The organism is Silanimonas lenta DSM 16282, from assembly GCF_000429065.1.
GTDB classification, from domain to species: domain Bacteria; phylum Pseudomonadota; class Gammaproteobacteria; order Xanthomonadales; family Xanthomonadaceae; genus Silanimonas; species Silanimonas lenta.
This window is the reverse complement of the sequence record NZ_KE386844.1, coordinates 329,622-342,336: the sequence shown is the minus strand read 5'-3', so window position 1 is coordinate 342,336 and position 12,715 is coordinate 329,622. Positions and strand designations below refer to the sequence as shown.

The 12,715-nt window shown below is 70.4% G+C and carries 12 protein-coding genes; 7 read left to right on the top strand and 5 right to left on the bottom strand.

Annotation, left to right across the window (positions count from 1 at the left end):
• Positions 1–165: 165 nt before the first annotated feature.
• Positions 166–606, bottom strand: a complete 441-nt coding sequence (locus G408_RS0110200) for an Lrp/AsnC family transcriptional regulator (RefSeq protein WP_028771007.1) — start codon at positions 604–606, stop codon at positions 166–168.
• 112 nt (positions 607–718) lie between these two features.
• Between G408_RS0110200 and phhA the strand changes: the two genes are divergently transcribed.
• The 5 genes from phhA (at position 719) to G408_RS0110175 (ending at position 6,016) form a co-directional block, all read left to right on the top strand.
• The gene (gene phhA / locus G408_RS0110195; protein ID WP_028771006.1) at positions 719–1,609 is read left to right on the top strand and encodes a phenylalanine 4-monooxygenase; all 891 of its coding nucleotides are present in this window, start codon (positions 719–721) and stop codon (positions 1,607–1,609) included.
• Between the two features lie 69 nt (positions 1,610–1,678).
• Positions 1,679–2,338 carry a cupredoxin domain-containing protein gene (locus G408_RS0110190; RefSeq protein ID WP_037412928.1) on the top strand — a complete coding sequence of 220 codons (660 nt, stop codon included), beginning with the start codon at positions 1,679–1,681 and terminating at the stop codon, positions 2,336–2,338.
• 3 nt (positions 2,339–2,341) lie between these two features.
• Positions 2,342–4,711: a putative bifunctional diguanylate cyclase/phosphodiesterase gene (locus G408_RS14255; protein WP_051282879.1), complete on the top strand. Its 2,370-nt coding sequence runs from the start codon at positions 2,342–2,344 to the stop codon at positions 4,709–4,711.
• A complete protein-coding gene (locus G408_RS0110180; protein ID WP_028771004.1) occupies positions 4,708–5,595 on the top strand; it encodes a DUF3034 family protein in 888 nt (295 codons plus the stop codon). The genes G408_RS14255 and G408_RS0110180 overlap by 4 nt, the downstream gene beginning before the upstream one ends.
• Positions 5,570–6,016: a group I truncated hemoglobin gene (locus tag G408_RS0110175; protein WP_211226668.1), complete on the top strand. Its 447-nt coding sequence runs from the start codon at positions 5,570–5,572 to the stop codon at positions 6,014–6,016. Before G408_RS0110180 ends, G408_RS0110175 begins: the two co-directional genes overlap by 26 nt.
• Positions 6,017–6,046: 30 nt before the next feature.
• Here the strand turns inward: G408_RS0110175 and mnmE are convergent, their stop codons facing one another.
• Genes mnmE through rpmH form a run of 4 tightly spaced genes read right to left on the bottom strand, consistent with a single transcriptional unit; the run spans position 6,047 to position 9,836 of the window.
• Positions 6,047–7,420, bottom strand: coding sequence for a tRNA uridine-5-carboxymethylaminomethyl(34) synthesis GTPase MnmE (mnmE, locus tag G408_RS0110170; RefSeq protein ID WP_028771002.1), 1,374 nt, complete (start codon positions 7,418–7,420; stop codon positions 6,047–6,049).
• 20 nt (positions 7,421–7,440) lie between these two features.
• Positions 7,441–9,195, bottom strand: coding sequence for a membrane protein insertase YidC (yidC, locus tag G408_RS0110165; protein ID WP_028771001.1), 1,755 nt, complete (start codon positions 9,193–9,195; stop codon positions 7,441–7,443).
• 4 nt (positions 9,196–9,199) lie between these two features.
• On the bottom strand, positions 9,200–9,673 hold the full coding sequence (gene rnpA / locus G408_RS14250) for a ribonuclease P protein component (protein ID WP_051282878.1): 474 nt from the start codon (positions 9,671–9,673) through the stop codon (positions 9,200–9,202).
• 22 nt (positions 9,674–9,695) lie between these two features.
• Entirely contained in the window at positions 9,696–9,836 is a 141-nt protein-coding gene (gene rpmH, locus G408_RS0110155; protein ID WP_028771000.1) for a 50S ribosomal protein L34, read from the bottom strand.
• Between the two features lie 175 nt (positions 9,837–10,011).
• On the opposite strand from rpmH, the gene dnaA reads away from it, so the two are divergent.
• Complete coding sequence (gene dnaA, locus G408_RS0110150) at positions 10,012–11,355, top strand: chromosomal replication initiator protein DnaA (RefSeq protein WP_028770999.1); 1,344 nt, start codon at positions 10,012–10,014, stop codon at positions 11,353–11,355.
• Between the two features lie 224 nt (positions 11,356–11,579).
• Positions 11,580–12,680: a DNA polymerase III subunit beta gene (dnaN, locus tag G408_RS0110145; RefSeq protein ID WP_028770998.1), complete on the top strand. Its 1,101-nt coding sequence runs from the start codon at positions 11,580–11,582 to the stop codon at positions 12,678–12,680.
• Positions 12,681–12,715: the final 35 nt, after the last annotated feature.

Genomic DNA, 12,715 nt, shown 5'->3' with positions numbered 1-12,715 from the left:
ACGGAGAGCAAAACACTGCTATCGCTACCGCGAGAACCACGTTGGTTCGCATTAAACAACTCCATGTCATTGTCTCACCGACGACGGTGTCGGCACGAAGTTATAGCCCCCCCACCCCCTGCATCCGTCAAGCGGGCGACCCGGCCGGGACGATCGCCCCGGTCGCTACTTCACCGCCCGCAGCACGAAGGAAGTGTTGACGTCGGCCACCTGGCCGCCGGCCAGCAGGCGGTCGAGCAGGAAACGCGAGAAATGCTCGAGGTCGGCCACGCGCACTTCGATCAGGTAGTCCATGTCGCCGGTGAGGGCGTGGCAGCGCACCACCTCGTCCCAGGCGCGGATGTCGGCGGCGAAGCGGGTGATGTCCTCGGCGCCATGGCTTTTCAGCTGCACGCGCACGAAGGCGTGCAGGCCGAGGCCAAGCTTGGCCGGATCGAGCAGGGCGCGGTAGCCGGCGATCACGCCCTGGGCCTCCAGGCGCTGCACCCGGCGCAGGCAGGCCGAGGGCGAGAGCCTCACCCGCTGCGCCAGTTCCACATTGCTGAGCCGGCCTTCGGCCTCGAGGGCGCGGAGGATGGCAAGATCGGTACGGTCGAGCGCGTTCATGGCTATTGGCGCACGATCATTGCACGAAATCACGGAAACTGTCGCACAACGCAACCCCGTTTCCCGGTTTCCGCGCCACAGTAGGGGCTGAATCCCCACCCCGGAGCCGCCCGTGAACGCCACGCCACGCCGCGTCGAACACCTGCAAACCGACAAGGGCAGCGTGCCGGTCTACACCACGGCGGTCATTGAGCAGCCCTGGTCGAGCTACAGCGCCACCGACCATGCGGTGTGGGCGCAGTTGTTCCGCCGCCAGCGGGAATTGCTGGTGGGCCGCGCCGAAGACGAGTTCCTGCGCACCCAGGACGCCATGGGCATGGGCGAGGAGCGCATCCCGAAGTTCGACGACTTGAACCGCATGCTGCGCGCGCGCACCGGCTGGGAGCTGGTCGGGGTGGAGGGCCTGCTGCCCGAGCTCACCTTCTTCGAGCACCTGGCCCATCGCCGCTTCCCGGTGACCTGGTGGATCCGCCGGCCCGAGCAGCTCGACTACCTTTCCGAACCCGACCTGTTCCACGACCTGTTCGGCCACGTGCCCCTGCTCATGAACCCGGTGTTCGCCGACTACATGCAGGCCTATGGCCAGGGCGGTGTGCGGGCGCATGGCTTCGGCCCGGAGGCGCTGGCGCAGTTGACGCGCCTTTACTGGTACACGGTGGAGTTCGGCCTGATCCGCACCGCGGCCGGCCTGCGCATCTACGGCGCCGGCATCCTGAGCTCGAAGGGCGAGTCGATCTACTGCCTCGAGAGCGCCGCGCCGAACCGCCTCGGTTTCGAGCTCGAGCGGATCATGCGGACCCGCTACCGCATCGACACCTACCAGAAGACCTACTTCGTCATCGACAGCTATGAGGCGCTGATGGAGGCCACCCGGCCGGATTTCGCGCCGATCTATGCGCGGCTCGCCGGCCAGCCGACGATCCCGGCCGGCGAGGTGCTGGACAGCGACCGGGTGTTCCACCGCGGCACCGGTGAAGGCTGGTCAAAAGACGGCGACGTCTGACGGGGTTTGCACGCCCGGCCGCCGGGGACTGGCTATGATCGGGCTACCTTGGTTCTTATGGAGCCGTGCATGGCCCCACGCCGCTGCGCCGCCCTGCTTGCCGGTCTGCTCGGCCTCGCGACGCTTCCCGCCGCCGCCGTGGAGGTGCGCGTCCTCAGCGAAGGCCGCCCGGTTGCCAATGCCGTCGTCACCCTGAGCCCGATCGGTCGCGCCGCCGCCACCGTTCCGATGGAGGCGGTGATGGACCAGGTGAACAGCGAGTTCGAACCGCGCGTGCTGGTGGTGACCAAGGGCTCGCGGGTCCACTTCCCGAACCGCGACCGCATCCGCCACCAGGTCTACTCCTTCTCCCCGGCCAAGCGCTTCGAGCTGCCGCTGTATACCGGCACGCCGCCGGAACCGGTGGTGTTCGACCGCGCCGGCGTGGTGACCCTCGGCTGCAACATCCACGACTGGATGAAGGGCTATATCGTGGTGGTCGATACGCCGTATTTCGCCCTGAGCGATGCCGAGGGCCGGGCGCGGGTGGACCTGCCGCCCGGCGAGTACCTGCTCACCGCCTGGCACGAGCGCCTGCCGACGATCGATGCGGCGCCAAAGCGCCGCATCACGCTGCCAACTACCTCGGCCGAAGTGCTCGAACTTCCCCTCGCCCCGCCGCCGCCGCCGCGCGGCGATGAGCGCCTGCGTGCCCTGCAGGAACGCCTGCGGGCCCCGCCTCGTCCCTGAGCCATGGACGAGGCGGCTCCTCCGCGACGCGGCCTGCGCTTCGGCACCAAGCTGGTGCTGCTGCTGGCCGCCCTGGTGGTGGGGCTTCAGGTCGCCGGCTGGCTCACGGTGCGGGTGGCGGTGGAGCGCAGCATCGACCAGCAGCTCGAGGCCCAGCTGCGGGTCGGGGAAAAGGTCTGGGGCCGGCTGCACGAGGCGAAGCTGCGGCAGCTGCTGGAGCGCGTGGCGGTGCTGGCCGAGGATTTCGGCTTCAAGGAAGCCATCGCCCTGCAGGACGGGCCCACGCTCGAATCGGTGCTGGAGAGCGCCGAGCGCCGCATCGGCGCTCCTTACGGCGCCATCCTCGCTGCTGACGGGACGCTGCTGGCGCACCGGCTACCCGCCGGGGTGTCGCTGCCCGAGTCCGCCCTGGGCGGGCTGGTGGCGGAGGCGCGGGAGGACGGCTTCTCCGCCGGCATCATCGCCCTGTCCGGCGAGGCGGTGAGCTATGCCCTGGTGCCGGTGTTCGCGCCCGACCTCGTGGGCTGGCTGGCCCTCGGCCAGGGCTTCGGCAGCGAGGAGACGGACGAGTTGGCCGACATCACCGGCCTTGCCCCGGGCGTGGTGCTGCGCGATGGGAGCGGCTGGCGCACCCTGCAGGGCGCGGAGCTAGGCAGCGCCGATCGCGCCGCGCTGGAGTCCGGATCAGCGCGCATCACGCTGCCAGCCGAAGACGGCGGCGATCCGCGGCTGGCGCTCCGGCTCTCCGCCGAACACCTCTCCCCGGTGTACCTGCTCATCGGCGCCGACCGCGAGCTGGCCATGGCGCCTTACGCCGGCCTTCAGGCCCAGGTGCTGGTGCTGTCGCTGGCCGCCGCCGTGCTGGCGATGCTGGCCGCCGGCCTCGTCGGCCGGCGCGTGAGCGGCCCGGTGGGCGCGCTGGCGCGGGCCGCCTCGCGCATCCGCCGCGGCGAGTACGGCACCACGGTGCCGGTTGAGGGCAACGACGAGTTCGCCACCCTCGCCGAAGCCTTCAATGCCATGCAGCAGGGCATCGCCGAACGCGAGCAGCGCATCGTCCACCAGGCCGGGCATGATGCCCTCACCGGCCTGCCGAACCGCGAGCGGGCGCTGGCGTTGCTGGCCGCACGTCTCGCCGACCGGCGGCTGATGCAGGGCACGCTGGCCATGATCGACCTGCGCCGCTTCCGCGAAGTGAACGACCTGCTCGGGCACGGGCATGGCGACCTCGCGCTGGTGGAGGTGGCGAACCGGCTGCGTGCCGCCGTGCGCGGCGAGGACCTGGTGGCCCGCCTCGGCGGCGACGAATTCCTGATCGGCTTCTGGGCCATGGACGCCGGCACGGCGCAGGCGCGCTTCGAGGCCCTCGCACAGTCGCTGGCCGCGCCGATGGCCGTGCAGGGGGCGCCGCTGCGCCTGGAGGTCGACCTCGGCCTGGTGGCCTTCGTCCGCGGCACGGACGGCGCCCTGCCCGATGCCCGCACCCTCCTGCGCCGGGTCGAGATCGCCAACCAGCTCGCCAAGCGCGAGGGCCGGGGCATCGGGCTCTACCGCGAGGGCCTGGACGAGCAGCACCTGCGGCAACTGGCCATCGTCGGTGAGCTGCGCAGCGCCATCGACGACGGCCAGTTCAGCCTCGTCTACCAGCCGAAGGTGGACGTGGCGACGCGCGACGTACGCCATGTCGAGGCCCTGCTGCGCTGGACGCATCCCACCCTCGGGCGCATCGGCCCGGACGAGTTCATCCCGCTGGCCGAGCGGGCCGGCCTGGTGGGCGTCCTCACCCGCTGGGTGCTGGAGCGCGCCTTCGCCGACCTCGCCGCCTGGCGGGCGGCCGGGTTCACCCACGGGGTGGCGATCAACCTCTCCGCCATCGACCTCGCCGACCCGGGGCTCGGCGCGGCGGTGATGGACCGCCTGCGCGCCCATGGCGTGCCGCCGGCGCAGGTCATCGTCGAGGTCACCGAGAGCGCCGTGCTCGCCGACCTCGACCGCGCCGTCGCCACGCTCGACGCCCTGCGCGCCGAAGGCCTACGGGTGTCGGTGGACGACTTCGGCACCGGCCAGAGCTCGCTCGGGCAGCTGAAGCGCCTGCCGGCCGACGAACTGAAGATCGACAAGAGCTTCGTACTGCAGCTCGCGCCCGGCAGCGACGACGAACGCATCGTGCAATCGATCGTCCAGCTCGGCCACGCCCTCGGCCTCAAGGTGGTGGCCGAGGGACTGGAAACCGAGGTCGGCCTCGAGGTGCTGTCCCGCCTGCGCTGCGACGTGGCGCAGGGCTACCACTTCAGCCGCCCGCTGCCGCTCGAGGCCCTGCTCGACTGGCTCCGCGCCCGCGGCCCCGACCGGCAGGAGGACCACGCCGCATGACACGCATCGTTCCCTGGCTCGCCATCGCGCTGCTCGCCGGCGCGCCTGCGTCCGCTCGCGATATCGCCACCCCGTCAGCCACCGGCCACGCCGGCCGCCTGCTCGCCACCGGCGGCGCCAGCAGCATCGAGGGCAGCGCCGGCGGGGGCATCGTGCCCTGGGCGGTGATCGCCGGTTACGGCACCGAGGAGCAATGGGGCGGGGCGGCCTTCGCCACCCGCGTCGACAGCGGCGACTATACGCTGACCAGCCGCGGCATCGCGCTGGGCTGGCGCAACCGCGTGGAAATCGGGCTGGCGCGCCAGGACTTCGGCCTGGCCACCCTGGCCGATGCGCTGGGCCTGCCGACGCGCCACTTCCGCCAGGACATCGCCCACGCCAAGTTGCGGCTTGCCGGCGACCTCGTCTACGGCCCCTGGCCGCAGCTCAGCCTCGGCCTGCAACACAAGCGCCAGCGTGATTTCCTCGTGCCCTCCCTCGTGGGGGCGGTGGACGACAGCGGCAACGACGTCTACCTCGCCGCCACCAAGCTCTTCCTCGGCGGCGCCGGGGGCCGGCACCTCCTCCTCAACGGCGTGCTCCGCAGCAGCAACGCCAACCAGACCGGCCTGCTCGGCTTCGGCGGCGATGCGCGGCGCGGCCGCTCCCTGCTGGGCGAGGCCAGCGTGGCGGTGCTGCTCGACCCGCGCTGGGCGGTGGGCGTGGAGTACCGGCAGAAGCCCGACAACCTCGGCTTCGCCCGCGAGCACGACTGGAAGGACGTGTTCGTCGCCTGGTTCCCCAACAAGCGCGTGGCGGTGGTCGCGGCCTACGCCGACCTCGGCGCCATCGCCACCCTCGACCGACAGGAGGCCTGGTATGTCTCGCTACAGCTCAGCCACTGAGCGCAGCCTGCGCGCCGCGCTGCTCGCCCTGCTGCTGGCCGGCTGCGCCAGCACCGGCGCGCCGAAGGCCAGCCTCTACGAGCGCCTCGGCGGCGCGGAGGGCATCGATGCCATCAGCTTCGACCTCCTGGCGCGCAGCGTGGCCGACCCGCGCATCGCCGAGGACTTCGTCGAGGCCGACCTGGTGAACCTGCACGAACGCTTGGTCGAACGGCTCTGCGCCCTCAGCGGCGGCCCCTGCACCTACGGCGGCCGCGACATGCGCGCCGCGCATGCCGGGCTGGGCCTGACCGAGGCCGACTTCAACGCTCTCGTGGAACACCTCGTGGACGCGATGCGCGCCCGCGGCGTGCCGCTGTCGGCCCAGAACGAGCTGCTGGCGATCCTGGCGCCGATGCGGCGCGAGGTGATCCGCCAGTAGGGGCCCTCCGCACCGGGCGCGAAGACGGCCTCACTTCCCGATGCAGAAGCTCGAGAAGATGCGGCCGAGCAGGGCATCGGCACTCACCGCGCCGGTGATCTCGCCATAGGCCGCCTGCGCAAGCCGCAGCTCCTCCGCCGCGAGTTCGCCCTGCCCGGCCCGGAGCTGCGCGGCGGCAGCGGCGAGATGCTGGCCGGCACGCCCGATCGCCTCCACATGCCGCGCCCGCGCCGAGAAGCTGCCCTCCGCGCCCTCGCCGGCGGCGGCCTCGCGCAGGGTGCGGCGCAGGGCTTCCAGGCCCTCGCCGCGGCGGGCATCGATCCACAGGTGCAGGCCGTCGGCACGCCGCTCCTCCGCGCCCAGCCGCCCTGTGAGATCGGCATGGGTATGCAGCCAGAGCAGGGCCGGACCCGGCACATCGCCTTCGCGGTCGGCGGCCAGCTCGGCGGCCAACCGCGGCAGGGCGGCCTCGGCCTCGCGGTCGTCGAGCAGAGCCAGTACCAGGTCGGCACGCCGGCGCTCGGCCCGGGCACGGCGGATGCCCTCCTGCTCGATCGGATCAGCGGTCTCGCGCAGGCCGGCGGTGTCCACTAGGGTGAACTCCATGTCCTCGAGGCGCAGCACTTCGCGCAAGAGATCGCGGGTGGTACCGGGAAGCGGGGTGACGATGGCACGCTCGGCGCCGGCGAGGGCATTCATCAACGCACTCTTGCCGGCATTCGGCGCACCGACCAGCACTACATGCAAGCCGTCGACGAGGCGCTGGCCGCGGGCGGCATCGGCACGCAGGGCGGCATGCAGGGCCTCGACCCCAGCCAGGCGTTCGCGCAGTTCCGCGGCGGCGAGAAAATCGATCTCCTCCTCCGGGAAATCGATCGCCGCCTCCACATACACCCGCAGCGCCGTGAGGGCTTCCACCACCTCGGCCACGCGGGCGCTGAACACGCCGTCGAGCGAGCGCCGCGCGGCGCGCAAGGCCGCCTCGGAGGAAGCGGCGATCAGGTCGGCCACCGCTTCGGCCTGGGCCAGGTCGATCCTGCCCTCGAGGAAGGCGCGCTCACTGAACTCGCCGGGGCGTGCCGGCCGGGCGCCCAGCGCCACGCAGCGGGCCTGCAGCCGGGCCAGGAGCAGCGGATTGCCATGGCCCTGCAGTTCCACCACGTCCTCGCCGGTGAAGCTGTGGGGCGCCGGGAAGGCGATCAGCAGGCCGTCGTCGATCACCTCGCCGTCGGCCTCGCAGAAGCGCCGGTAATGCGCATGGCGCGGGCGCGGCACGAAGCCCGCCTCCGCAGGCCCGGTGAGCGCCGCCGCGATGGCAAAGGCACGCGGCCCGGAAAGCCGCAGCACGCCGATGCCGGCCCGCCCGGCGGGCGTGGCAATGGCGACGATGGTGTCGCGCAACACCCCCGGCCTGCCTCCGGCGCTTACTTCGCCTTGGCCGGCAGCGCCGGCGTCTCGCCGTAGCGCTTGGTCATCCACCACTGCTGGGCCAGGCCGAGCAGGCCGTTCGTGAACCAGTACAGCACCAGGCCCGAGGGGAAGAAGGCGAACAGCACACCGAACACCACCGGCATCCACTGCAGCATCTTCTTCTGCATCGGGTCCATGCCCGGGCTGGGCGTGAGCTTCTGCGTCAGCCACATCACTGCGAGATTCAGCGCGGGCAGGATGAAGTAGGGGTCGGGCGCGGTGAGGTTGTCGATCCAGAGGATCCACGGCGCCTGGCGCAGCTCCACCGACTCCAGCAGCACCCAGTAGAGCGCGAGGAAGATCGGGATCGGCACCAGCATCGGCAGGCAGCCGCCCAGCGGATTGATCTTCTCCTTCTGGTACAGCTCCATCATCGCCTGGTTGAACTTCATGCGGTCCTCGCCATAGCGCTCCTTGAGCTGCTCGATGCGCGGGGCGACGGCGCGCATACGGGCCATGCTCTGGTACTGCTTGGCCGAGACCGGATAGAGCACCAGCTTCAGCAGCACCACGATGCCGATGATGGCCCAGCCCCAGTTGCCGAACAGGCCGTGCAGCCAGTTCAGCACCCAGAACAGCGGCTGGGCGAGGAAGCTGAAGATGCCGTAGTCGAGCGAGAGCGGCAGGGTAGGATCGATGGCCTTCATCGGCGCCTGCAGCTTCGGTCCCACCCACAGGATGGAATCGATCGCCACGCGCTCGCCGGGAGCCACCATCAGCGGCTGGCCCACGCTGCGGATGGCGAAGCGGTTGCCTTCCACCGTGTGCAGGGAGAGGGTGTGCGCCTTGTCCTTCGGCGGCACCCAGGCCGAGAGGAAGTGGTGGCGCAGCATGGCGAACCAGCCGCCGGTGGTGGCCTTGTCGAGCGGGCCCTTGCCGGCGAAGTCCTCGAACTTGCGCTTCTCGAAGTGATCGGTGGCGGTGTACCAGGCCGCGCCGACGAAGCTGAAGCTCTCCGGGTTGGTGAACATCGAGCTCTTGGCCGGCGGCGGCGGCGGGCGCTTCAGGATCTGGTGGAACAGGCTGCCGCTGAAGGCCGCCGTGCCGGCGTTCTCGAGCTCGTGGCGCACGCTGATGGCATAGCTGCCGCGTTCCAGCGTGTAGATCTTGCGGGCGACGAGACCGGAGGCCTCGTCGCGCCAGACGAGCGGCACCTCCAGCCGGTCCTGCCCTTCGGCGAGGACGAGGCGAGAAGCCTCCTGCTCGAAGGTCCACAGGGCATCACCACCGGGGGCGGGGCTGGCGGCGAGCCAGCCGCTCTGCGCCACCTCGAAGCGAGTAGCCTCGCGGTCGAGCAGGATGACATTGCCCTTGCTGCGGTCTTCCTGGTCCACCGGATAGGTGAGCAGCTCGGCGAACACTAGGGCGCCGCCCCGGCTGTCGATGCGCAGGCGCAGCACGTCGGTGAGTAGTTCGAGCTCGCGGCCAGCGGCGGAACGAAGGCTGGCCGGGGCGAGGGCCGGCGCCGGAGCATCGGCCAGAGTCGGCAGGCCGTCGCTGACCGCTACCGCGCCAGCCACCGGAGCGGCGGAGGCCTGCGGCAGGTCGGCGGCGGTCGGCAGCCCCGCATCACTGCTCTCCACCGTGGCGGTCGGCGGCGGCGCGGGCGGTGCCGCGGGCGGCGTGGCGGTGAAGCGGGTCCATTCGAAGGCGAGCAGGATCGCCAGGGCAACCCAGGCGAACAGGAGGAAGGCACGGTTCTGGTTCATTCGGTCACTCGCCCGCTGGCGCCGACGGGCGCGCGGGGCTGGATGGGGATTCGGAATGCGGAGACGATGGGGGCTCGGGCCCCGGGGTCGCGGCCGGGGCGATTGTGCCGGCGGGCGGGGATGGCGGCAACGCGAGCAGGCGTTGCCAGAGGGTCTCGAGCTCGGCGCGCAGGGCGGCCTTGCCGAGGGCTCCGGCCCCCACCCGGGCCACCACGATGCAGTCGCCGGCGGGCAGGCCGTGGCGACGCTGGCGGAAGCTCTCGCGGATCTGCCGCTTGATGCGGTTGCGCACCACGGCGTCGGGGCTGACCTTGCGGCTCACCGCCATTCCCAAACGGCAAAAGCCCCCATCGCGGGAACGCAGATGGAGGCTGAAGTGGCGCGTGGCCACGCGCCGGCTGTCGGCGAAGGCTTCGCGGTACTCGCGCCCGCTGCGGACGCGGACCTCGACCGGAAAGCGGGCGTCTAGGCCTCGCATGCCGGCGGCGAAGCCACCGGGATCAGGCGCTGAGGCGCTTGCGGCCCTTGGCGCGGCGGCGCGACAGGATCTTGCGGCCCTCGGCGGTCGCCATGCGGGCGCGGAAGCCGTGGTCGCGCTTGCGCTTGAGGTTGCTGGGCTGGTAGGTGCGCTTGGTGGCCATGGGTCACCTGTTCGATGGGGCAGGAAAAGAGGCGGGATCCTACGCACTCCCGGTTTTTCCGTCAAGCCATCCGCGGCTTGGCGGAGCGGGACGGCAACGCTATGCTGCCCGCCCATCCCCAACTTATCCACAGCCGCGGCTCCGGCCGCGGGCTGGAATGCCTCGTCCCCGCCTTATGGAATCCGCCTGGCCCCTCTGCCTGGAACGCCTGGAAGCCGAGCTGCCGCTCGAGGACGTCCAGACCTGGCTGAAACCCCTGCATGCCGAGGCCCGCGCCGACGGCCTCACCCTCTATGCGCCGAACGGGTTCGTGGTCGACACGGTGCGCGACCGCTACCTCGCCCGCATCCAGGAGCTGCTGGCGCACTTCGCCGGTACCCCGCTGCCGGTGCAGGTGACGGTGGGCAGCGCCCCGCGCCCCGCTACCGGCCGCGAACCCGGCAGCGCCCCGGAGACCGTTGCCGGCAGCACGCCAGCGCGGCCGGCCCTACCCCCGCTCGCGCCGACGGTGGACCCGGCCTATACCTTCGAGAACTTCGTGGAAGGCCGCAGCAACCAGCTCGGCAAGTCGGCCGCCCTGCAGGTGGCGCAGAACCCGGGCCGGGCCTACAACCCCCTGCTGCTCTACGGCGGCACGGGCCTGGGCAAGACCCATCTGATGCATGCCGCCGGCAACCTGATGCTCTCGCTCAACCCCGGTATGCGCGTTCTCTATCTGCGTTCCGAGCAGTTCTTCTCGGCGATGATGAAGGCGCTGCAGGAAAAGTCGATGGACCAGTTCAAGCGCCAGTTCCACACCGTGGACGCGCTGCTGATCGACGACATCCAGTTCTTCGCCGGCAAGAACACCACCCAGGAGGAGTTCTTCCACACCTTCAATGCGCTGTTCGACGGCAAGCAGCAGATCATCCTCACCTGCGACCGCTACCCGCGCGAGGTGGAGAACCTGGAGCCGCGGCTGAAGTCACGCCTCGGCTGGGGCCTGTCGGTGGCCATCGAGCCGCCCGACTTCGAGACCCGGGCGGCCATCCTCGCCTCCAAGGCCCGGGCGCGCAACGTGCCGCTGCCCGAGGACGTGGCCCTTTTGATCGCCAAGCGCATGCGCTCCAACGTGCGCGATCTCGAGGGCGCCCTGAACACCCTGGCGGCCCGCGCCAACTTCCTCGGCAAGCCGATCACCGTCGAGTTCGCCCAGGAGACCCTGCGCGACCTGCTGCGGGCCCAGCAGCAGGCCATTTCCATCCCGAACATCCAGAAGGCCGTGGCAGACTACTACCAGCTGCGCGTGGCCGACCTCCTGTCGAAACGCCGCACCCGCTCGCTGGCGCGCCCGCGCCAGCTGGCGATGGCGCTCGCCAAGGAGCTCACCGAGCACAGCCTGCCGGAAATCGGGGATGCCTTCGGCGGCCGCGACCACACCACGGTGCTGCATGGCTGCCGGGTGATCCGCGAGCTGATGCAGACCGACGGCAAGCTGTGCGAGGACTGGGACAAGCTGGTGCGCAAACTCACGGAGTGAATAGCCGCAGATCAAGGGGTGCATAGCCTGTGGAGAACTTGGGACAACTGCCGCAGCGCCCCGGCCATCCACGGTTATCCACACAGTTGTTCCTCGGCTTCCCCACAGCGCGAAGAAAAATTTTTCCTTCAAAATCAATGGTTTGACGCGTTATCCCGGGCTTTCCGGGCGCTCTACCACCGCCAAGCACCGATTTATCCAACGACGGATACAGGCCCCGACGCATGCGCTTCTCCCTCTCCCGCGAAGCCTTTCTGAAGCCCCTCCAGCAGGTCGTCGGCGTCGTCGAACGCCGGCAGACGCTCCCCGTGCTCTCCAACCTGCTGGTGCAGGTCCAGGGCGTCGAGCTGGCGCTCACCGGCACCGATCTCGAGGTCGAGATGGTCGCCCGTGCCGTGGTGGAAGATGCCGAGCCCGGCGAAACCACCATTCCCGCACGAAAGCTCTACGAAATCGTCCGCGCCCTGCCCGACGGCTGCCGCGTCAGCGTTTCGGTGAGTGGCGACAAGGCCACGGTCTCGGCGGGCCGCAGCCGCTTCACCCTCGCCACCCTGCCCGCCAACGACTTCCCCTCCATCGACGCCCTCGAAGGCGTGGAACGGGTCTCGCTCACCGAAGGCCTGCTGAAAGACCTGATCGAGCGCAGCGCCTTTGCCATGGCCCAGCAGGACGTGCGCTATTACCTCAATGGCCTGCTGCTCGACCTGCGCGGCGACAGCCTGCGCTGCGTGGCCACCGATGGCCATCGTCTGGCCCTGTGCGAGGCCGCCCTGCCCGGCGGCAGCGGTACCAAGCGGCAGATCATCGTGCCGCGCAAGGGCGTGCTGGAACTGCAGCGCCTGCTTGAGGGCGGCGAGCGCATCATCGAACTCGAACTGGCGCGCAACCACCTGCGCATGCGCCGCGAGGACGTGAGTTTCACCTCCAAGCTGATCGATGGCCGTTTCCCCGACTACGAGGCCGTGATTCCGATCGGCGCCGACAAGACCGTGGAACTCGACCGCGAAGTGTTGCGCTCGGCCCTGCAGCGCGCCGCCATCCTCAGCAACGAGAAGTTCCGCGGCGTGAAGCTGGAGGCCTCGCCGGGCCGTCTGCACATCGTGGCGCACAACCCCGAGCAGGAAGAGGCCCAGGAGGAACTCGAGGCCAGGACGCAGGTCGACGGTCTTGCCATCGGCTTCAACGTCACCTACCTCCTGGATGCCCTCGGCGCTCTCAAGGGCGAGACCGTGGTACTGATGCTGCGCGATGCCAACTCCTCGGTGCTGGTGCGGGAAAAGGACAGCGAGCGCAGCCGCCACGTGGTGATGCCGCTGCGCCTGTGAGCTCCCTGCCTGGCCGTTTTTTCTGGACGCCCGGC

Bases quoted from the DNA above. Each gene is read 5' to 3' on its own strand.
- G408_RS0110200 (WP_028771007.1), bottom strand. From the start codon at position 606: ATGAACGCGCTCGACCGTACCGATCTTGCCATCCTCCGCGCCCTCGAG.
- dnaA (WP_028770999.1), top strand. From the start codon at position 10,012: ATGGAATCCGCCTGGCCCCTCTGCCTGGAACGCCTGGAAGCCGAGCTG.
- G408_RS0110180 (WP_028771004.1), top strand. From the start codon at position 4,708: ATGACACGCATCGTTCCCTGGCTCGCCATCGCGCTGCTCGCCGGCGCG.
- rnpA (WP_051282878.1), bottom strand. From the start codon at position 9,673: ATGCGAGGCCTAGACGCCCGCTTTCCGGTCGAGGTCCGCGTCCGCAGC.
- G408_RS0110190 (WP_037412928.1), top strand. From the start codon at position 1,679: ATGGCCCCACGCCGCTGCGCCGCCCTGCTTGCCGGTCTGCTCGGCCTC.
- dnaN (WP_028770998.1), top strand. From the start codon at position 11,580: ATGCGCTTCTCCCTCTCCCGCGAAGCCTTTCTGAAGCCCCTCCAGCAG.
- rpmH (WP_028771000.1), bottom strand. From the start codon at position 9,836: ATGGCCACCAAGCGCACCTACCAGCCCAGCAACCTCAAGCGCAAGCGC.
- yidC (WP_028771001.1), bottom strand. From the start codon at position 9,195: ATGAACCAGAACCGTGCCTTCCTCCTGTTCGCCTGGGTTGCCCTGGCG.
- G408_RS0110175 (WP_211226668.1), top strand. From the start codon at position 5,570: ATGTCTCGCTACAGCTCAGCCACTGAGCGCAGCCTGCGCGCCGCGCTG.
- G408_RS14255 (WP_051282879.1), top strand. From the start codon at position 2,342: ATGGACGAGGCGGCTCCTCCGCGACGCGGCCTGCGCTTCGGCACCAAG.